This is a genomic window from Limnothrix sp. FACHB-881 (assembly GCF_014698135.1).
In the GTDB taxonomy this organism is placed as follows: Bacteria; Cyanobacteriota; Cyanobacteriia; order CACIAM-69d; family CACIAM-69d; genus CACIAM-69d.
In genome coordinates, this window is record NZ_JACJSN010000007.1 from 1 (window position 1) to 21,358 (window position 21,358).

At 54.2% G+C, this 21,358-nt stretch carries 17 protein-coding genes; 10 read left to right on the forward strand and 7 right to left on the reverse strand.

The features are described 5' to 3' along the window. From H6G52_RS08360 to H6G52_RS08375, 4 genes are all read left to right on the forward strand, one after another. Window positions 1–493 (forward strand): HEAT repeat domain-containing protein (locus tag H6G52_RS08360; RefSeq protein ID WP_190527690.1); only part of this gene is annotated, 493 nt, incomplete at its 5' end. Between the two features lie 135 nt (window positions 494–628). After that, window positions 629–970, forward strand: a complete 342-nt coding sequence (locus H6G52_RS08365) for a XisI protein (protein WP_190527692.1) — start codon at window positions 629–631, stop codon at window positions 968–970. 117 nt (window positions 971–1,087) lie between these two features. Then, the gene (locus tag H6G52_RS08370; protein ID WP_190527694.1) at window positions 1,088–1,339 is read left to right on the forward strand and encodes a DUF4160 domain-containing protein; all 252 of its coding nucleotides are present in this window, start codon (window positions 1,088–1,090) and stop codon (window positions 1,337–1,339) included. A gap of 29 nt (window positions 1,340–1,368) precedes the next feature. Then, complete coding sequence (locus H6G52_RS08375) at window positions 1,369–1,878, forward strand: DUF2442 domain-containing protein (RefSeq protein WP_190527696.1); 510 nt, start codon at window positions 1,369–1,371, stop codon at window positions 1,876–1,878. Window positions 1,879–1,943: 65 nt separating this feature from the next. Here the strand turns inward: H6G52_RS08375 and H6G52_RS08380 are convergent, their stop codons facing one another. After that, on the reverse strand, window positions 1,944–3,179 hold the full coding sequence (locus tag H6G52_RS08380) for an LL-diaminopimelate aminotransferase (protein ID WP_190527698.1): 1,236 nt from the start codon (window positions 3,177–3,179) through the stop codon (window positions 1,944–1,946). A 171-nt stretch (window positions 3,180–3,350) separates the two neighbouring features. On the opposite strand from H6G52_RS08380, the gene H6G52_RS08385 reads away from it, so the two are divergent. From H6G52_RS08385 to H6G52_RS19070, 3 genes are all read left to right on the forward strand, one after another. Continuing rightward, window positions 3,351–4,199, forward strand: coding sequence for a DUF1350 family protein (locus tag H6G52_RS08385; RefSeq protein ID WP_099534423.1), 849 nt, complete (start codon window positions 3,351–3,353; stop codon window positions 4,197–4,199). Window positions 4,200–4,748: 549 nt separating this feature from the next. Beyond that, entirely contained in the window at window positions 4,749–5,417 is a 669-nt protein-coding gene (grpE, locus tag H6G52_RS08390) for a nucleotide exchange factor GrpE (RefSeq protein WP_099534424.1), read from the forward strand. 771 nt (window positions 5,418–6,188) lie between these two features. After that, entirely contained in the window at window positions 6,189–8,096 is a 1,908-nt protein-coding gene (locus H6G52_RS19070; protein WP_099534425.1) for a bifunctional diguanylate cyclase/phosphodiesterase, read from the forward strand. A gap of 31 nt (window positions 8,097–8,127) precedes the next feature. Here H6G52_RS19070 and H6G52_RS08400 read toward each other — a convergent pair whose 3' ends face one another. Further along, window positions 8,128–8,943, reverse strand: coding sequence for a DUF2993 domain-containing protein (locus tag H6G52_RS08400; protein ID WP_242026280.1), 816 nt, complete (start codon window positions 8,941–8,943; stop codon window positions 8,128–8,130). Window positions 8,944–9,739: 796 nt separating this feature from the next. Continuing rightward, window positions 9,740–10,489: an alpha/beta fold hydrolase gene (locus tag H6G52_RS08405; protein ID WP_347278317.1), complete on the reverse strand. Its 750-nt coding sequence runs from the start codon at window positions 10,487–10,489 to the stop codon at window positions 9,740–9,742. A gap of 1,513 nt (window positions 10,490–12,002) precedes the next feature. Here H6G52_RS08405 and H6G52_RS08410 point away from each other — a divergent pair. Next, window positions 12,003–14,324, forward strand: a complete 2,322-nt coding sequence (locus tag H6G52_RS08410; RefSeq protein WP_190527700.1) for an EAL domain-containing protein — start codon at window positions 12,003–12,005, stop codon at window positions 14,322–14,324. Window positions 14,325–14,631: 307 nt separating this feature from the next. Here H6G52_RS08410 and H6G52_RS08415 read toward each other — a convergent pair whose 3' ends face one another. Then, window positions 14,632–15,591: an LD-carboxypeptidase gene (locus H6G52_RS08415; RefSeq protein WP_242026281.1), complete on the reverse strand. Its 960-nt coding sequence runs from the start codon at window positions 15,589–15,591 to the stop codon at window positions 14,632–14,634. A gap of 290 nt (window positions 15,592–15,881) precedes the next feature. On the opposite strand from H6G52_RS08415, the gene ftsH3 reads away from it, so the two are divergent. After that, window positions 15,882–17,720, forward strand: a complete 1,839-nt coding sequence (gene ftsH3 / locus H6G52_RS08420) for an ATP-dependent zinc metalloprotease FtsH3 (RefSeq protein ID WP_099534429.1) — start codon at window positions 15,882–15,884, stop codon at window positions 17,718–17,720. Between the two features lie 306 nt (window positions 17,721–18,026). Here ftsH3 and msrB read toward each other — a convergent pair whose 3' ends face one another. Beyond that, window positions 18,027–18,422: a peptide-methionine (R)-S-oxide reductase MsrB gene (gene msrB, locus H6G52_RS08425; RefSeq protein ID WP_099534448.1), complete on the reverse strand. Its 396-nt coding sequence runs from the start codon at window positions 18,420–18,422 to the stop codon at window positions 18,027–18,029. Between the two features lie 200 nt (window positions 18,423–18,622). Beyond that, window positions 18,623–19,402 (reverse strand): MlaE family lipid ABC transporter permease subunit, encoded by a 780-nt coding sequence (locus H6G52_RS08430; RefSeq protein ID WP_190527701.1) that lies wholly within the window; start codon window positions 19,400–19,402, stop codon window positions 18,623–18,625. A 207-nt stretch (window positions 19,403–19,609) separates the two neighbouring features. Between H6G52_RS08430 and H6G52_RS08435 the strand changes: the two genes are divergently transcribed. Further along, the gene (locus H6G52_RS08435; protein WP_199312278.1) at window positions 19,610–20,809 is read left to right on the forward strand and encodes an HNH endonuclease domain-containing protein; all 1,200 of its coding nucleotides are present in this window, start codon (window positions 19,610–19,612) and stop codon (window positions 20,807–20,809) included. Window positions 20,810–20,893: 84 nt separating this feature from the next. Here H6G52_RS08435 and H6G52_RS08440 read toward each other — a convergent pair whose 3' ends face one another. Continuing rightward, window positions 20,894–21,163, reverse strand: a complete 270-nt coding sequence (locus H6G52_RS08440) for a hypothetical protein (RefSeq protein ID WP_190353697.1) — start codon at window positions 21,161–21,163, stop codon at window positions 20,894–20,896. Between the last annotated feature and the right edge of the window lie 195 nt (window positions 21,164–21,358).

Sequence of the window (21,358 nt, forward strand, 5' to 3'; positions counted from 1 at the left end):
GTTCGGATCTGTGCGGCAAGCAGCGGTGCAGGAGTTGGCTCGGGGCTGGAAAGACGACCCCGACACCTTGCCCTTGCTCAAAGACCGCGCGCGATCCGATAAGGACTCGCCTGTGCGGCAAGTAGCGGTGCAGGAGTTGGCTCGGGGCTGGAAAGACGACCCCGACACCTTGCCCTTGCTCAAAGACCGCGCGCGATCCGATCAGAACTGGCTTGTGCGGCAAGCAGCGGTGCAGGAGTTGGCTCGGGGCTGGAGAAATGACCCTGATACATTCAACTTACTGTGCGAAGTTGCCACCCAAGATCCATTTCAGCTTCAGCGAGATTACGAATGGCAATTTAACCCGCGTCGAACAGCCCTTGATGGATTGTTAGAAATTGCGCCTGAGAATCCGTTGGTGATTGACTTGTTACGCGATCGCGCTGCCAATGACCCCGACGATCTCTTACGCCAATGGGCAACCGAACAACTCGCTAAAATTGATCCTCAGTAGGTTGGGTTGAGGCACGAAACCCAACAACAGTAAGTGCTGCATTGATCGCGTTGGGTTTCGCAAGACTCAACCCAACCTACACGACCACAAATTGATTGGGATAAATGATTTAGCAAAAAGACGATCACCCAAACAATGGATACCCCGCTGAACTACCGCACCATTATTCAAGCCGTCTTGCAAGAACACGCCGACTATCGCAACAGCGCCAATAGCCCCTATCGATTGCGCATCCTTGTGGATGAAACCCGCGACAACTACGCCCTAATCGACAGCGGCTGGGAGGGCGATCGCTACTTTCACAGCACCCCAATCCATATCGAAATTATTGATGGCTTGATTTGGATTCAAAACGATGAAACCGAATCCGGCGTAGCCCGAGATTTACTCGATCGCGGCATTGTTCAACAGGCGATCGTGCTCAGATTCCGTCACCCCAAAGTTCGTCCCCACACTGGCTTTGCGATCGCGTCCTAATCATTTAGAGGTTTGCAGATTGTCAGTTCTGAACTGATCACGTTGAGTTTCGTAAGACTCAACCCAACCTACACAACTAAATTGGGTTTATCCCGTCTTATCTCGATCTAAAAGACTATGCCCACGATTGCCCGTTTTCAAGGCATCATTATCTATATCAACTACAACGATCACCAACCACCCCACTTCCACGCCCGCTATCAAGACCAAGAGGTTTTAATTGAGCTAGACAGCGGTTTAGTCCAAGGGAAAATGAATAAACAAGCTCTGCGGATGGTACTGGAGTGGGCAGATCAGCATGATGCAGAACTTCGAGACAATTGGCAGCGGGCCCGCGATCGCAAACCGCTCTTGTTTATCGAGTCCTAAAAATTTCTCTGGCATTAAGTGCTCTAGCCATGTTGACAGCACCTCAATCTCTAGCAATTACAAAAGTTCGCCACTTGCAAGGCTATGAATTAGAACTGATTTTCAATAATCAAGAAACGGTACGGGTTGACCTAGAAGCTGAACTTTACGGGGAAATTTTTGAACCCCTCAAATCCCTGGCTGCTTTTCAGCAAGTGGCAATCGACCCAGAAACCCACACGATCGCCTGGCCCAATGGTGCAGATTTTGCCCCGGAATTCCTGTACCAAATCGGTCAAAAAACAAGCGCAACGTCACCAACCACCACCAAAAGCTATCGCGTTGTCTTCCAAGACAATCGCTATCAAATCTGCCCAGTTTTTGACGATGGCATGGGCAACCTTCAGATCGATACCACTGCGGTGATTCAACCCAAAGCCAATAGCCTGGATGAACTTAAAGCCTTGGCGCGATCGCTTCAAGCAGCTCTTGAACAACCCGTTCTACTGCCCGACGGTTCACCGTTGCCCATCACCCCCGCCACGTCTCATGCGGCTTAATTCGTAATCCTTTGCAGGGTACGCGGGAGACCGATTTTCCCCGCGCCCCTGATCAGGTTTAGCGATTACGCCTTGAAGGTTTCCACGATCCGGCGCGTGGCTTCTTCCACGTTGGCCCGGCTGTTGAAGGCTGAAATGCGGAAATAGCCTTCGCCCGCCGCGCCGAAGCCCGAACCCGGCGTGCCCACCACGTTGCAGGTGTGCAGCAACTTATCAAAGAAATCCCAGCTCGACAGACCGTTCGGCGTTTTCACCCACACATAGGGCGCGTTGATGCCGCCATAGACCGCCAAACCCGCTTCGGTCAGCTTCTCGCGGATGATTTGGGCGTTTTCCAGATAGAAGCTCACCAGGGCTTTGGTTTGGGCTTGCCCCTCGGGTGAGTAGACCGCCTCGGCCCCGCGCTGGACAATGTAGGACACGCCGTTGAACTTGGTGGATTGGCGACGGTTCCACAGGCTCCAGAGATCCACGCCCGTGCCGTCAGCAGTTTGACCCTTCAGGGTCTTGGGCACAACGGTCAAGGCGCAACGGGTTCCGGTGAAGCCAGCGTTTTTGGAGAAGGAGCGGAACTCGATCGCACAGTCGCGGGCCCCTTCAATTTCAAAAATCGAGTGGGGAATCGCCGGATCGGTGATGAAGGCTTCGTAGGCGGCATCGAAGAAGATAATCGAGCCGTGGCTGCGGGCGTAATCGACCCAGGCTTGCAGGTGTTCGCGGGTGGCGACGGATCCGGTGGGATTGTTGGGGAAGCAGAGATAGATCAGATCGACTTTTTCGCTGGGAATTTGGGCGGTGAAGTCGTTTTCGGCGGAAATCGGCAGGTAAACCAAGCCGCCATACTCGCCCCGATCGTTCGCGTCGCCCGTGTGGCCCGCCATCACGTTGGTGTCCACATAGACGGGATAGACGGGATCGGTGACGGCGATCGTGTTGTCGTGGCCGAAGATGTCCAGAATGTTGCCGCAGTCGCACTTGGAGCCGTCGGAGATGAAGATTTCCGAGGCATCAATATCGCAACCACGGGCTTGGAAATCATGCTGGGCGATCGCCTCGCGCAACCAGGCGTAGCCCTGCTCGGGGCCGTAGCCCTTGAAGCTGCCCCGATCGCCCATGTCGTTGACCGCGTTGATCATGGCGGTACGGCAGGCTTCCGGCAGCGGTTCGGTCACGTCGCCAATGCCCAAGCGGATAATCGGCGCATCGGGATGCTCGGCGGCGAAGGCGTTCACCCGGCGGGCGATTTCGGGAAACAGATAACCGGCTTTTAGCTTCAGGTAGTTGTCGTTAATTCTGGCCATGGTTTGCCCCTGGGGGTTGCGAAAATCCCAAGAATTTTGGTGTCTAACCAGCCTACGGCCCTGGCGGGATCTTCTGGCGATCGGGGGCAGAAAATCCCGCCGAAACCCCGCTCCATAAGCAAAGCGCTACAATGCCAAGGGTTTGATCAACAGAACGAACGTGGGCGATCGATGGCGGGACAGGCAGCACAGTGGCGTGAATTAAACGGAGCTTGGGTGCTGATCCCGGCGAATCCGCTAGGGGTGATTCATTTCCTGGGCGGGGCTTTTGTGGGCGCGGCTCCCCAGTTCACCTACCGCTGGTTGCTGGAGCGGCTGGCCAATCGCGGTTACGGAACGATCGCCACGCCCTTTGTCAATTCTGGGTTTGACCATGAGGCGATCGCGGAGGATGCGCTGATCCGGTTCGATCGCGCCATCGATTGGCTTTATCGCCATGGTCAACTGCGGCGGCGATCGATCCCGGTCTATGGTCTGGGCCACAGCATGGGCTGCAAGCTGCATCTGCTCATCGGCAGCATCTTTGAGGTGGAGCGGGCCGGCAATGCGCTGATGGCCTTCAATAACTATTCGGCGCAACGGGCAATTCCCCTGTTCGATCGCTTCGGCCCCGTTCTGGAGTCGATTAACCGTGCTGTGCCTGGGGCTGTTCCGGCTGATGTGTTTGATAAGCGGCTGAATGCGGAATTCACCCCCTCGCCTACGGAAACGGAGCAATTGATCGCCGCCCAATACGGGATTCGTCGCAATTTGCTCATTCGTTTTGCCACCGATGATCTGGATCAGTCGAGCCGATTGGCTCCCATTTTGCAACGACGCTTTCCCGGCTGGTTAGCCTTGCAGGAGTTACCGGGAAATCACCTCACCCCTTTGGGCCAGGATATTCAGTGGCAAACCGGCGGCGCGTTCAGCCCCCTCGACGCGATCGGGCAATGGGCCAAGCAAGAAATTTTTTATCGCGATCTAAATCGCCTCAGCCAAGAATTGCTGCGTTGGCTGAATCCATTTGAATCGGCCTGAGTCAGATTGAATCGGTTTAGGGGCTGTCGTCATTTCCTAGGATCAGGCGGAAACGATTGATTTTCCATATCCCAGTCGTTGTAACAAGGGGCTTAAGCCCCTTGTCTCTCACGATCTGCCAACGGCGGAATCAGGGTTTCAGGCGATTTGACAACCAGCCCTAGGATGAGCAGCCGCTTATCCTAGGCCTTGGCGTGGGGACGGGCTGAGGATGGGCAGCCAGCGATCGAGGATCTCCGGCTCAGGCCGCTAGCCGGTTGAAAGCTGAAATATTGCAAGTTGAAATATTGCAAGTTGAAATGTTGAAAGCTGCAATGTTGCAAGTTGCAATGTAAAGGATGGCGCTTTGCGTTGGGTGGTTCAGCGGCTTTCGGGGGTGCTTTCGCTCATTCTGGTAGGATATGGGTGAAATCCGCTCCTGAGCTTGCAACTAGCCCATTGGCTAGGGCCAGCGCCAGGGAAGAGCGAAAGGGACAGGGCCCTTGTTTGGAGCAATTGGCGGCCCATCGGGGCCCAAGTAAAGGACTCAAGCAAAAGTACGAGAAGTTAATGAGCGATCGGGAGCGGTTGCTGAAACGTTGGATGGTGACGGCCAAGGTGCGCAGTTGGCGAGCCTTGGCGGATGCCGCACAGGTTTCTATGTATCAGGTGCGATTGTTGCGGCAAGGCAATTTGGATCGCTTGCGCCTCGATGCGATCGGGCGGATTGCCAAGGCCTTGAACGTCACCCCGATCGATCTGTTGGGCATGGCGAACAATGCCGACAACACCAAGCCCGCCTCCGACCAATCCCCGGCCCAGCGGTTGGCTCCTGATGTTCATGCGGCCGAGTTAGTGCAGCTTCAGCAGGAATATCACCGGCTGAAAACTCGCCTGGAAAGCGAACGAGAGCAACTGTTGGCGGAATTCCAACGATCGAGCTTGCAAATTCTGGAACCTTGGCTGCTGAATTGGTATAAGGCCGTTGCCGCCGCCCAGCACAATCCCCACATTCCCGCCACCAATCTCTTGCCCCTGTTGCGGCCGCTGGATCAGTTGCTGGAACATTGGGCCGTTGAACAAATTGCCCCGATCGGGGAAGAAGTGGTCTATGACCCCCAATGGCATCAATTAGCCTGGGGTCATGCTCAACCGGGCGATCGCGTCAAAGTAACCATGCCCGGTTTTCGTCATCAGGGCCGTTTGCTGCATCGGGCCCAGGTCAGCATCGTGCAGTGATCCCATAGTCGATCGTGGGTTGATCACAGACCCATTACCGGCTGATCTCGGGGCTGTTTTGCCCTGAATGAGTGGGCATTTAGCAATGATCCCAGTACCATTTTTGAGTGACTTCATCGTGACCCCGTGGTGATCCAAAGCACTCCAAATCGTCGCAACTGTCCGCATTACCGACGCTCGATCGCGCTCTTGCGCCCCCCTGGTCACTTATCGGAAGCCCTCGGAGGCTGCTTCCAATCAGCGCGAATCTGCGTTAGAGTTTGACTGTCAGGGTGTCAGTCTTTTGATGTTCGTGCAATGTTTGGTATCTCAGCGGCTAGCAGGTATGCCGATTGTCATAGGCTGGCTAAGAAATGCTGATGAATAATTCACTTAGTGAGCTGGACAACCCGCATACCTGCTAGCCTGAGTTTCCAGAATCGGGTGCTGCCGTGGAGCTGTTATCACTCCCGCTCAATCAGCGTCAGTTCCATCCCTTGGCCTCCAGTTCATGGAACTCTCATTCATTCGCTGTTAACTCGCTGTTAACAATGCAAACCTTGGGCGATCGCCCCGGGAATTCTCTGTGGTGGTTTACCCGGGCCCAGGGGGCGGTTGTGGGGAAATGAGTGCAGCCGGATGGTCACGACACCAGTAACGACCGGTGCCCCATAGACGACCGGTAACCTCTAAATTATCCAGAGGACTCACTGGGTGGGTTGCGATTAATCTTTAATCCCCATCTGCTCTTGGTACAACGACTGACGTGGCAAATTCTGAGGGCGCTCTCGCGTGGCTGACTCCCTTCAACCTTCCTATGGTTCTGTGTCTCCAGGAAATAACCATCGGTTTGAGTCTTTGCTGGCCAATGCCAGTGACATCATCGTCATCCTTGATCAGCAAGGGACGTTTTGCTACGTTAGCCCTTCGGCCGAGCGGATTTTAGGATATTCCCCCCAGGAGGCAGTTAACCATCACCTCAGCACCTTCGTTCATGAGGATGATGTGCAGGTGGTGTTGCAAACCCTGTTGCGTTCCCTAGCGGAACCGGGGTTGAGTCAGCCCCCCGTTCGCTACCGTGTGCGCCACCGCAATGGGGACTGGAATTTGCTGGAGGCGGTCACGACCAATTTGTTGGATGATCCGTCGGTGCGGGGAGTGGTGGTGAACTGCCACGACATCACGGCCCATGAGCAGGCGGAAAGCTGGCTGCGATATCACGCGCTCTATGACCCCTTGACGGCGCTGCCCAATCGGCGGGCCTTGGCGGAGCGGGTGCAGTCATTGCTCGATCGAGAGCAATTGGATTTTGCACTGTTGTTGCTGGATGTGGATCGCTTCAAGCTGGTGAACAGCAGCCACGGCCACGGCACGGGCGATCGCCTGTTGCAAATGATTGCTCGGCGGCTGGTTTCGGCCTTGCCTCAGCAGGGGATGGTGGCCCGGTTGGGCGGAGATGAGTTTGTGGTGCTGGTGGAGCAGGTACGGCAGTTGGAAACAGCCGAGGCCGTGACCCAGCGGGTTCATGCGGCGCTCAGTGATCCATTCACGATCGATGAGATGGAGATCTTTGCCAGCGCCAGTGTGGGGGTGGTGTTTAGCCGCACGGGGCCGGGCAAACCGGCCTATCGCCACGCGGAGGAACTGCTGCGCGATGCGGATATTGCGATGTATCGGGCAAAGACCCTACGCCAGAGCCAATCGGTGGTGTTTGATCCCAGTATGCGCGATCGGGCGGTGGCGCGCTTGCAACTGGAAAATCAACTTTGGCGGGCGATCGAGCGGGGGGAACTGGAACCCTATTATCAACCGATCATTTGCTTGGCAACCGGGGAAGTGAAGGCCTTTGAGGCGCTGATTCGGTGGCATCACCCGCAACGGGGCCTGATTTCTCCGGCGGAATTTGTGCCGATCGCGGAAGAAAGCGGGGTGATCAGCCAAATTGGGGAATGGGTGCTGGAAATGACCTGTCGCCACCTGCGCTACTGGAATTCGGGCTTGCGGGCCGGGCGACCGATCACCGTGGCGGTGAACCTGTCGGTGCAACAGTTGGCCCAACCCAACCTGGCTCAGCACATGCGATCGATCTGTGTCCGAGAGGAAATTGATCCCAGTTGGATTGGGTTTGAAATTACCGAAAGCATGATGCTCGATCGCGAAGATACGATCGCTGCCACCTTGGCTGAGTTTCGGGAATTGGGCTTTCGACTCAGCATTGATGACTTTGGCACAGGCTATTCGTCCCTGAGTCGTTTGCATCAACTGCCGATCGATACGCTGAAGATCGATCGGGCCTTTGTGGCCCCGATCGAGTCCGATGGGCGCAACGTGGCGATCGCCCGCACCATTTTGGCCCTGGCAGAGAGCCTGAACATGAACGTGGTGGCCGAGGGCATCGAAACTTCCGCCCAAGCCCGTGAGCTACGCGCCTTGGGTTGCCAATATGGCCAAGGCTATTGGTTTTCGCCGCCGGTCAGCGGTTCCGGAGTGGCCAGCTTGCTGAATCATCGGTTCAACCTCGTTGAAGGAATCGCCGCGCCCCCCATTTCCCGCCTTGGCGCGGCCCCAGATTACCCGGACTATGGCGACTACCGGCAAGATTATTCAGAAAACTGCGAAGACTGCGAAGACTGTGAAGACTACAGAGACGATTTTGCAGAGGATTATTCGGATTATCCGGTGAACTCCCAAGCCCCCTAGGGTTACCCCTTCGGCTAAAGCTCCTAGGCCACTAGGCCACCAATCCCGGAGTTGTCGTTTCCGGCACATGGTTCACCTGGGCCCAACCGCTAAATACCAATTGTTGGCCGCGGGTTTCGATCGTGTTGATGCGCAGGGTCACCCCATCCAGATTGAAGCGATCGAGATCCACCAACTGATCCAAAACTTTGCCTAGTCGCTCACTGGCCGAGGCCGCCAGGGCGATCGCTGCTTCGCCCAGAGCGGCGCGATCGGGCAAACCATCGGGATCAAATTGGCAATTCAAAAACCGCAACCGCCGACGGCGCTCAATGCCCAAGGTCGCTTGCAGGGCGATCGGCACCGGTTGATCGGCCCCAAAACAAGCCTGGGCGCTGAGGGCAATTCGATTGCTGGCCAGCAATCGCACCTGAATCGATTGGAACGAAACGCTTTCAGCCTTGGCCAGCCCGCTCCCGGGCAAGTCCTGCCAATCCTGGAGCGGCAAATTTTCCAAATGTTGAACCACCAAGGGAGCCGTGAACGCCCGGTTGATATCCTCTTCCAGCAACACCACCTTCGCGATCGCCTGGGTGGGTTGACGCAGCAACAACCGCCCCTGCAACAGGCCCGCAAAGTCGATCGACACCGCATCGGTCTCAAATTCCATGGCCTCTGTGCGGAAGGCATGGCGAATCACCAGCCCCGAGCCAGACATCTGGAAGCGATCGACCTGGCCTTGCAGCAACTTGATCTGAGGTGTACATTCCACCCGCACCTCCACCCGATCGCTCGCGGTGAACAGGTGGCGGATGACCTGAGTAGCCACAACACTCAGCAACTGTTCGCCCCAGTCGGCACTTGGCATACTCGAAAACCTAGTTATCGATCCAAACATCATTTCAGCCAGCGATCAGTCGTTGGGATCTTGCACCGGGGAACTGCCATCAACCACGCATCACCCATGGCATTTTTCAGTTTCCTGCCCGATTCGCAGACCACTTGGGGTTGATTACTTGGATTCAGCGGTCTTTGTTAAGAATCTTTTAAAATTATTATGACAGAACGTGACGAAAAACAACACATTCCTTAAATTGCCCAATCAAAAATACTGGCGCTGACCGTTCTTACGGCTCAAAATTTTGGTCATTATTTCAATATTTGGTAGTCCAGTTAACAATTGTTTCCTGAAGTTTTGATTATTCCATTGGCCTTAAATTTGAATTTTATTTCAGAAATTTTTGAATCAGCACTCGCTTCAGGCTTACTTCAGTGCTCATTTTCCAAGAATCAAAATCCTGAGCAAAGTCTCGAGATCAAGTTTTTTCGATTGTAGTCACGGAATTTCATATTGGATTTAATATCAGAAAAAACAATCAATGACATCAACAAGGACAATATTATAAATTCCATGAAATTCCATAAAAGCAATTTGAATGGTTGATTTTGGCATGGTCAAGGGCGAGCCATCTCTTAATAGCCTGGCCCCAGTCATTGGGCCGATTTGCCTTTTCAACTTTCAGCTTTCAACGGGCAGCCAACGGGCCACCACAGCCTCGCTCACAACTGCTCCAAACGGGGCCATAGGATACGGCACAAATTCAGCCCCATGCAGCACAAGCTCAGCAAATTCCCAACCCGATCGCCCTTGAAGCACAGGAAATTTAGGCAGGAAGCTGCTCAAAGAAAGTGGCAATTTCTTGAAATGCCTGATCGCGATCATAGTCCAGCGTCAGGATATGGTCTGATTTTTCCAGCCAGCAGAGACGCTTGGACGAGGAACCCAGGGATTGAAAAAGATACAGTGCGCCTTGAGGATTCACCACCCGATCGCGCTTCGGTTGCACAATCAGCGTCGGAACCGTAATTTCCCCTAACCGGGGCCGCACTTGTTGAATCAGTGCCAACGCACTCTGCACAGCACCCAGATGGAAGGAGCGATAGGGCGCTACTCGATCGGCCGCCGCCCGTCCTTCCGGATCCGCAATGGCCAAGGCCGATCGGGGCACTTCCTTCAGCAGCGGATAAACCCAAGGCAACAACTGTTCCGCCGAGGGCAACCAGGCCGCAGGGCGAACAATTGCCATAAACGGACTCAGCAACACCAACCCCCCGATCGATCGCTGGAGGGCTAGCCGCAACGCCAAGGGACAGCCCGTGGAAAATCCGACCACCACCACCTGAGCATGGGACTGAGCCAGGCGATCGAACGCCGTCTCCGCCGCCTGATACCAATCTTCCCAGCGGGAATTGGGCATTTTCGGGCCCGGTTGGTCATGGCCCGGATAGGCGATCGCCTCCACCGTCCATCCCAAATTCAACAGCAATGGTGCTAACGGTCGCATTTCATAGGGCCCACCCCCCAAGCCATGCAAACAAAGCACCGCCCGCGAGCGATCGGGTGTGGCAACCACTTGAAAGGGCTGATTATCTAACGTTGCGAACGAAAAGGGGAAACCCGACTGATTCGACATGGTTGAAGTTTGATCGTTAGCAGCAGTCTTGAACTATTATTCTCGGGGCTGATGAACTTTTGTCCCCAAACGCTTCCAACAATAGTCTGCCTCAAAATTGGGTTGCTTCTCCGCAGCGGCAACTGCCCCCCCACCCAAGCCTTGTCAATCCCCAAAACCCAATCAAAGCTCGAGAAATTTCTAGATTGAGGCCATATCGGATTAAGTTTTGATCAAATATCAAATAAAAATTAAACAAATACTAAATCAAGACTTAATCAGTATTCAATTCAACTGCAATTGGATCGATTCTCAGTTAAGTTGCAGTCAATTCTTGATTAATCTTTAATCAATATCTAGTCAGCTTTAAAGTAATTTAAAAGTGACTTTGAAGCAATTTTGATTCACGAAATCTTATTACAAAATTAATCAAATCTTGATAGAATATTGTAATAAATTCTATAAACTTTCAGTAAATATCTAAGAAAAGCCCCATGAAAGCTCAATGAAAATTAGACAAAAACAAAAAAGTATCATAATCGCGTTAATATAAAAGATTAATCTGAGACATCAAAATCGGGTAGATCACTTCGGGATTTTTGTTGATCTCAGTGTTTTTTCCTAAAGCAGTCAAGATTTTTTGCTGATCTTACTTAGGATCCCTCTAGCCATGAGTCATCTAAAGTCATGATCCCAACCGATCGACCATGACCCTTGGATTGAAATCGTAATGCTCCGCTACAAAGAAGACAATCCTGATTGGAGACTGAATAAACAGAAGATCTATTTCAGCCTATTAACCATGATCATTAAAAGATTCACAGGGTTTTAGACTAGGCTTTGGAGGATAGGACGACACCCTAAGATACTTTCGCGTTGAAAAGTGGCTTAGGTGTGACCTGTCTGGAATGGGCTGACCCGATCAAATGATCAAATGGTCGCTTTCGGTGTGGGGGAAGCGACTTGGGATGGGCTGGGGGCGCTTGGCGGGAACATTTAGAGGAGCGTGGCGTAAATCAACGTAAATCAAGGGGTTAACGAAAGGAATGATCGCGCGGCCGCCTTTTCTTGAATTGGGTTTGTCGATTACGATCGCATCAAAATCGTTACTCTCAAACCACCATTACCCTCACCCAGCCCCAGTGCCACCCTAAGACACCGGTTTCGTTAGCCGGGCCCAAACTCTCTACCTCAACCCCGGAGAGGCGACTGGCTCCCAGCTAGCCATCACAAACCCTAGACAGCCTTTGATCCATCATTGCCATGGCTCAAAACCCATTCGCTATTCTGCGCCCGAAGGCACTGAGCTGAGGTTTCAGCAACCCCCTTTCGTTAGGATCACCATCGAATGCTCATCAAGGTTGGGCGGTGGCTGCTGTCATGATTTCGTCAGGCGATCGCCCGCTAATGCTCAAAACAGAACCAATTTGAGCAGTTTAATCAAACGTTTAACTCAATGAAGACTGGGTAGGATGTGATCGATCGAATGGAGGCGGAAGTCGAGCTACAGCGTCAATACTGGCGATCGAAACTGTTCGCAGAAATCGCCCTCAAAATTCACCAGTCATCACGGGTGGATACGATCCTGCAAACCATGGTCACGGAAGTGCAGCGGATGTTGCAGTGCGATCGGGTCTTGGTTTACCAATTCGATGCACAGCGGCAAGGCTCCTTTGTGGTGGAGGCTACCGGCAATGGCCCCTATTCTCTGTTGGGCAAAACCGTTTCCGACCCCTGCTTCACGACCCACTATCACCAGAAATATCTTGAAGGGCGCACCTCGGCCATTGACGATGTGGAAACCGCTCGGATTTCGGTTTGCCATCGCCAACTGCTGCGCCAGTTCGGTGTGCAGGCCAATTTGGTCGTACCAATTTTGCAGCCGGTGATTGAGCCAGACCGCTCTCAAAACCGATTGTGGGGACTGCTGTTGGCTCACCATTGCCAGGGGCCGCGCCAGTGGCAACCCTTTGAGCAGGACTTGTTGCAACAAATTGCGGTGCAGGCGGGGGTGGCCTTGGGGCAATCCCAATTGGTGTCGGCTTTGCGGGAAAGTGAGGCGCGGTACGCTTTGGCTGTGCGGGGGGCCAATGACGGGCTGTGGGATTGGGATTTTTTGACCAATCGGGTTTATTTTTCGCCCCGCTGGAAGGCGTTGTTGGGCTACCGCGATTCGGAAGTGGGCGACCAGCCCCAGGAATGGCTCGATCGGGTTTATGTGGATGATCAAGCCCAGTTGCGAGCGGAGCTAGATGCCCACTTGCAGGGCCGCAGTGACCACTTTGAAAGTGAGCATCGCATTCGCCATGCGGATGGTTCCGTGCGCTGGGTGCTCTGTCGGGGGTTGGCGATTCGGGATGGGCGGGGCCATGTGTTGCGGATGGCGGGATCCTTGGCGGATATCCATGAGCGCAAGTTGGTGGAGTCGCGGTTGCTGCATGACGCGCTCCATGATGCGCTGACGGGGCTGCCGAATCGGGCCCTGTTTATCGATCGGTTGGGTCAAACCATGGCGATCGCCCGTCGCCAACGCAATCACCATTTTGCGGTGCTGTTTTTAGATCTCGATCGCTTCAAGGTGGTGAACGATAGCTTGGGTCACCTCTGTGGCGATCGGCTCTTGGTGGAACTGGCGAACCGGTTGCGCACCTGTGTGCGGCCCCAGGACACGGTGGCACGGCTGGGGGGCGATGAATTTGCCATTTTGCTGACGGATTTGGATCAGCCGGAAATTGCCACCCGCGCCGCCGAGCGGGTGCAGTTGGCCCTGAAAGCTCCCTTTGATGTGGATGGCCACGAATTCACCATCACCACCAGCATTGGCATTGCGTTCGGCACGCCGGAATATGCCCGGCCGGGGGATGTGCTGCGGGATGCGGATTTGGCCATGTATCGGGCGAAGGAGTTGGGCCGCAATTGCTACGCGGCGTTCGATCGCTCCTTCCGCGAGCGGGTGATTGCGCAACTGCATCTGGAGCGCGATTTGCGCCGGGCCATGGAGCGGCAAGAATTTTTCCTGACTTATCAACCGATCGTGGATTTGGCTACGGGCCGGGTTGCCAGCCTGGAAGCCCTAGTGCGTTGGCATCATCCCGATCGGGGGTTGGTGAGTCCGGCGGAATTTATTCCCATGGCGGAAGAAACCGGCACGATTATTCCCCTGGGCGAATGGATTTTGCGGGAAGCTTGCCAGCAAATGATGGTTTGGTTACAGGCCATTCCCAGCCTGCGATCGGCCCATGGGTGGGCCGGGCTAAGTGTGAGTGTGAACCTGTCGGCGCGGCAGTTTACCCAGCCCAATTTGGCCCAGTCCATTGAAGGCATTGTGGCGGAAACGGGACTGCCGCCGCAGCACCTGAAGTTGGAAATTACCGAAAGCGTGGTGATGGCAGATGCCAAAACGGCGGAGGCCCTGTTGCGGAAACTGCGCGATCGGGGCATTCAACTGAGCATTGATGACTTTGGCACGGGCTATTCATCCCTCAGCTATTTGCAACGCTTCCCGATCGACACCATCAAGATCGATCGCTCCTTTGTCACCCGCAGTCCAGACCAGGAAAGCAATTGGGCCATTGTCCGGGCAATTATTGCCCTGGCGGAATCCCTGGGGATGGACACGGTGGCGGAAGGGATTGAGACGATCGAGCAGTTGCGACAGTTGCAATCGATGGACTGTTCCTATGGTCAGGGCTATTGGTTTTCCCGCCCGATCGATGGGGAAGCGACGGGGCAATTGCTGCTGAAAACCTTTGAGTTACCCCGATCGCCCTTGGCCTTGCGGGGCGACGATCGCTAGCCCCCAAAACTCAACCGGGCCCTGCTCCTCAATGGTGATCCAGGATGGAAATCCGATTCGTTGAGCAGTGGGTTCAAGAGACCTCTTGCATCAATCAAAACCCTCACCCTAAATCCCTCTCCCAAGTCGGGAGAGGGACTTGAAAATCAACAACGAAATCGCCGTTATTCCTGATTTCTGGCTCCCCTTCGCCCACCTTGGGAGAAGGGGTTGGGGGATGAGGGCTGTTAGCCGATTCGCGCAAGAGGTCTAAGGTGTGCTTTGCCCGCCCCGTTGACCCCTTGACTGACCTGCTGGGCACAATTGCCTAGCTCAAGAGTTCCAACGTGCCCGCCTCCCCATCCAACCGGGCCAGCGTGCCCACGGGCAAGGCCGCATTCGGGGGTTCATGGCCAAAGGGCAACCCGGAAACGATCGGCAGGCCCAAATCCCCCAGCCGATCGCGCAGCACTTCCGCCATGGAGCAACTGGGCCGGTTGGGCGGCGGATCGCAGGCGGTGAAATGGCCGATCGCAATGCCCCCGATCGCCCGCAACAGACCGCTCAAGCGCCACTGGGTCAACAGCCGATCGATCCGGTAGGGATATTCCGTCACGTCTTCGATCGCCAAAATCGCCCCTTCCAAAGCGGGCTGCAAAGGCGTATTGAGCAAATTGGCAATCACCGTCAGGTTCCCCGGAAACAGGCGACCCACCACAGCTCCGCCGCCCCAACCCTGACCCTGAAGCGGTTCCAGGGACTGACCGGCCAACAGATTAAACAGGCGATCGACCGTCCAGGCCGGTTCCTGGCCCAAGGTGGTGAGCAGGGGCCCATGCACACCCGCCACCCCTTGCCGGGCCAAACTCCACAGCAGAGCCGTAATGTCTGAAAACCCAATCAACCACAGGGGCGATCGCGCTGGGTCCACCATCAGCCCTGCCCCTCGACCGGCAAACAGCGGCCAATCCCAATCCTCCAGCAGTCGGGCCGAGCCATAGCCCCCCCGCGCACAGACGATCGCTCGGCAACCGGGATCCGCCAAGGCCGCCGCCAGTTGCGATCGACGTTGGGCATCAGTGCCCGCCAAAAATCCCGTTTGCGCGTCCCAACCGGCCGCAAACTGCACCCGAAAGCCCCGGTCTTGCCAAATTTCCACCCCCCGGGCGATCGCCGCCGGATCCAAAACCGGCCCGCTGGGGGCAATCACCCACACCCGATCGCCCGGCTCCAGCGGCATCGGAAATTCTGTGGTCTTCGGGCCGCCAAATGCCTGCATTCTCTTCATTTCTCCCCAAACACTTCAACCCACTGACGGCTAGACCGGCTAGACCGACTGGCGGCGACGACCGCATAACCCTTAGTCTGCGGGGCGATCGCGCTGTTACACCCACCAAGCGATTTCGTCCACACCCATCCTGAGTCGGAAATCCGCATAATCGTTAATAGCAGCCATGGCGACGGACTGGAAGCCATTGCGTTAACATTAGTTAACAACCAGTTAATTTTTGAGCTACGGCAAGTACAGCCCTGGCATAACAAACGCCCTGGCAGAACGCCTTTTAGGAGGATGCACCAGTGAATAAACGGTGGAGAAATGCCGGACTCTATGCCCTGTTGGCGATCGTAATCATCGCCCTGGGTACAGCGTTCTTCGATCGACAGCCCCAAACCCGCGAAACCTGGCGCTACAGCCAATTCGTGCAGGAAGTGCAATCTAAAAAGGTTGATCGCGTGCGGATTAGCGCCGATCGCTCCCGGGCCTTGGCCACCACCGAAGACGGCAGCACCGTGTTGGTGAACCTGCCCAACGACCCGGAAATCATCAACATTCTGACCAGCAACAACGTTGATATTTCCGTGCAACCGCCCAGCGACGAAGGCTTCTGGTTCCGGGCCCTGAGCAGCCTGTTCCTGCCGATTCTGCTGTTGGTGGGTTTGTTCTTCCTGTTGCGGCGGGCCCAAGGTGGCGCGGGCAACCCGGCCATGAACTTTGGCAAATCGCGGGCCCGGGTGCAAATGGAACCCCAAACCCAAATCACCTTCAACGACGTGGCCGGCATTGAGCAAGCCAAGTTGGAGCTGACGGAAGTGGTGGACTTCCTGAAAAATGCCGATCGCTTCACCGCCGTGGGTGCAAAGATTCCCAAGGGCGTGCTGCTGGTGGGCCCTCCGGGAACCGGTAAAACCCTGCTGGCGCGGGCTGTGGCTGGCGAAGCGGGTGTGCCCTTCTTCAGCATCTCCGGTTCGGAATTTGTGGAAATGTTTGTGGGTGTGGGGGCTTCCCGCGTGCGCGACCTGTTTGAGCAGGCCAAGCAAAACGCCCCTTGCATTGTGTTCATCGATGAAATCGACGCGGTAGGTCGTCAGCGGGGCGCGGGTCTCGGCGGCGGCAACGACGAGCGCGAACAAACCCTGAACCAATTGCTGACCGAAATGGACGGCTTTGAGGGCAACACGGGGATTATTGTGATTGCGGCCACCAACCGCCCCGACGTGTTGGACGCGGCGCTGATGCGTCCCGGCCGGTTCGATCGCCAAGTGGTGGTCGATCGCCCCGACTTCAACGGCCGCCTGGAAATTCTGGGTGTCCACGCGCGCGGCAAGTCCCTCTCGAAGGATATGGATCTGGAGCGGATTGCTCGCCGCACCCCCGGCTTTACCGGTGCGGATCTGTCGAACTTGCTGAATGAAGCGGCAATTTTGGCCGCCCGTCGCAACTTGACGGAAATTTCGATGGACGAAATCAACGACGCGATCGACCGGATTTTGGCCGGCCCCGAAAAGAAAGATCGCGTGATGAGCGAAAAGCGCAAGACCCTGGTGGCCTACCACGAAGCCGGCCACGCCCTAGTGGGTGCGCTGATGCCCGACTACGACCCCGTGCAAAAAATCAGCATCATCCCGCGCGGTCAGGCCGGCGGTTTGACCTGGTTTGCGCCTAGCGAAGATCGGATGGATTCGGGTCTCTATTCCCGTTCCTATCTGGAAAATCAAATGGCGGTTGCCCTGGGCGGTCGCCTGGCGGAAGAAATCATCTTCGGTGAAGAGGAAGTGACCACGGGCGCTTCCAACGACTTGCAGCAGGTGACCCGTGTGGCACGCCAAATGGTGACCCGCTTTGGCATGAGCGATCGCCTGGGCCCGGTGGCCCTCGGTCGCCAGCAAGGCAACATGTTCCTGGGTCGCGACATTGCCTCCGAGCGCGACTTCTCGGAAGAGACGGCCGCCGCGATCGACGAGGAAGTCCGCAACCTGGTGGATCAAGCCTACCGCCGCGCTAAGCAAGTGCTGCAAGAAAACCGCTCCGTGCTCGATCGCCTGGCTCAAATGCTGGTGGAAAAAGAGACCGTTGATGCCCAAGAATTGCAAGACCTGCTGAACGAAAGCGATGTGAAAATGGCCGCGATCGCCTAGATTGCAACCTGCCCTGAAGCGCTGCAATTCAAGGGGGGTGATCACAGGAAATTGACCTGGAAATCACCCCCAAAGTTCAGAATCAGTGTTAAACTTCATGGCCTGAATTCAGCAAAGCTTTCATCTTCAAGCAAAATCCCCCACAGTCGATCGATTGCGGGGGATTTTTTCTTAGCTCAAAATGCGATCGAGAAACAAGACCCAAAAACCCGATCAAACGGTTTGATCGAAACCTCGGCGATCACTCAACCACAACGGATGACAATTGATCGCCATTCAAGCTCAATTTGGCCCTTAATCTGGCCCTTAATTTGGCTCAAATTTCAAGGAAGCAGAATTCATACAATAGCGCAGGCCGGTGGGCGGCGGGCCATCTTCAAACACATGGCCCAAGTGGGCCCCACAGTTAGCACAATGCACTTCGGTGCGGGTCATCCACAGGGTGCGATCGACCTGAGTTTCAATATTTTCCGGAGCGATCGGCTGCCAAAAACTGGGCCAGCCAGTTCCCGAATCATATTTGGTATCTGAAATAAAAAGGGGCGTTCCACAGCAAACGCAGTTGTAGGTTCCGGGAGCCTTGTTATCCCAATGTTCTCCCGTGAACGCGCGTTCCGTGCCATGCTTGCGCGTCACTTGAAACTGTTCCGGAGTCAGTTGCGATTGCCATTCGGCATCGGTTTTTTGAATCTTAAAAGCCATGATCAAGAACGGAATTGGGGGTTAAAAACGGCGGCTGTTTTGCGCCAGAAATCCCTTCTATTGTGACAGATTTCTTGGGGCGAGCTGACCCGATCGAAAAAGCCCCATCCCGCGCCAGGAATTTCAGGAAAATTGGGATTTTTGACGCAGCGACTGGTGACCATTCAACTGCACCGATCGACCGCGCTGATCAATTACGCCTAGAGCGTGGGAGCGCTGCGGAACATCAGCCAGGACAAAAAGAAATTGGCAATCAAAATCGCCAGCAAAGAGGTGACCACGGCGGAGGTGGTGGCTTGGCCCACGCCCTTGGCCCCGCCGCTGGTGGTGAGACCCCAACCACAGCCGATCGCGGCGATTAGCCCCCCAAAGCAAGCGCCTTTGATGGCAGCGCAAAACAGATCCCGCACTTCCAAAAAGGTTTTCACAGAATCGAGAAACTCGTAGCGGGTGATGCCAAAGCCCAGTTCCGAAATGGTCAGTCCCGCCAGCATGGCCGCCAGCAACCCCAATTCCGTGAGCAGGGGCAGCATGGTGCAACAGGCCAAAACCCGAGGCACGACTAAATAGTCGATCGGGTCGGTGCGCAACACATAAAGCGCATCGATTTGCTCCGTCACACACATCGTGCCAATTTCCGCCGCAAAGGCCGACCCCACCCGCCCGGCCAAAATCACGGCGGCAAAGACCGGCGACAGTTCCCGCGCCATGGCCACTGCCATCACACCCCCGATCGCGGAGGTGGCTCCATATTTGATAAATTCGCGAGCCACTTGGATCGTAAACACCGCCCCGATCGACACGCCGGCCAGCAGCACAATGCCCAACGAGTCGGGCCCCACCAGGTGCATTTGTTCGATCGTGTTGCGGCGGTGAATTTTGCCACGGCTGAGGTGAACCAGGGTTTGACCACCAATGAGGGCGGCCGCTTGCACGCGCTGGGCCCACCGTCCTAATCGAGAATCCGCAAGATTGGCCATGGGAACGGGCTGGAGAATGGGCGAACTCTTCCTAGTTTAGGGCGACTGTCTGGCTTGGCCATCGATCGCCCGGCCACGCTGCCCCCAGGGCGATCGGCTGGGGGCTGACTATTCAAGCACTCCATTCAAGCAGCAAATTACTTGCCAAGGCTTTCTTAGATTACTCAAAATAAAACATGCAAGATACGTGATGGAAGCCATGAGCCGATGATGGCTTCAAAAAACTTCAATCAACACTTAACTTCAAAAATAATGAGCGATGAAATTTTTAGTTTTATCCCACAGCAACTACCACAGTCGAGCGGGGTTAATATTGGCATCCTCTCGCAACTATTCAACAGTACTACCACCTCTTACAAATATCTATTCTTTTTATCGCTCCTTGATATTCTAGAGCGCCATGCATTTGAATGCCCTCTTGAGATTAACTTGAGAGAAGTGATTATTGAAATGTTAATTAATGCTTGGTATCCTCATAGTTACTTCAAGCTCTCTTTTGGCTCTCAAGATCGAATTGCCAAGAAGCTAGATCATCTCGCTCCTGTTTTCTTGAAATCGGCTCTCAATCTTGCCAATTTCGAGAGAAACTCAATCAGAAAATCGATTCAAGCACAAAATTTAGATGACATTTCCAAAGATATTCTTCGATATGTTCCTTTTCGCCTAATTTACCCTTTCTTTCAAGAATTTTTGCGCGGAATCAAGGATACAAAAATCAACCAAGCAATTGTAGACTTGTCTAGAGAAAAATTCCAGGATATCAAGCCATTGTATTGTTTTAAATCTGATCAAGCAACATTTTGTCAGTCTATTATTTTTCATCAAGATTGGATTATTTACTTTCGGGAAAATTTCCCCATTGTTCGAGGTTGGGCAACTTGGCAATGGCTGATTTATATGCAACAGCGAAACCCATCAACGCCTAATATTGTTTCTAAAATATTTCCTCCTATTCGCAGAAGCTCCCTTGACCAGATTTCAAAGCTCTGGGAGCCAGTAATTCAATCTGAGAATTTATCCTGTATCTACTCTGGTCAGTCTCTCCAAGATACGACCTCTGCGATTGATCATTTTCTGCCATGGTCTTTTGTGGCTCATGATCTGCCATGGAATCTAATTCCTGTTGATAGTCGTGCAAATCTAATGAAGTCTAATCATTTGCCCAGTGTAAATTATCTGGATTTCTTTATCGGACTTCAACACAAATTTCTTGTTTTTCATTATCAGCATATGACATCGAGAAAATGGGATAAGCACATCAGTTCATACATCTCAGACTTGAGAATATCAGCTCCAGATCTATTGATTCTTGAGCATCTTCAAATGTCCTATCGTCGAACCCTAGAGCCATTACTATCCCTCGCTAACCAGCAAGGCTTTATTGGTGAGTGGACTTACAAACCATAAATAGTTGGCAGGCGATAACGCGAATCGCGCTGCTCAACTCCTCAGCAACGCGATCGGTCAAATTCGAGCCTTACTCTAGACTGCTCAACTCAACGACAACAGCCGCCTCAGCAAGCTCATCACCTCACCGGGATTTTGGGTCGGCTGCATCGGTGACCACTCATACAACTCCGCAAAGCCGCGCAGATACAACACCCGAATCGTGTTTTCCACCGCACGCGGCGACCCAATCACCATCACTTTCACCGTTTCGCGCCCATCCAATCGCGCGGGCAGGGAATCGAGCGCGAATTGCCCCTCAGTCAAGGATTCCGGGGCGATCGGCGTTTCCACAAAGTCAGTTACAGTCGTCATGGCCGTTCCTCCTGAAATGAATTGGCCGTTGGCACAAGCAAAGCAAGATCAATGAGGCATCAGTCTCTATCCCCCATTGAATGTGGGACGTACAACAGCTTTGTCAAATCTCACTTACTTGGACTTGTCTTAAGTTTAATAGTCCAATCTGTATACGTCAACCGATCAATTTACTAGTCCAAATGGTAGCCAATT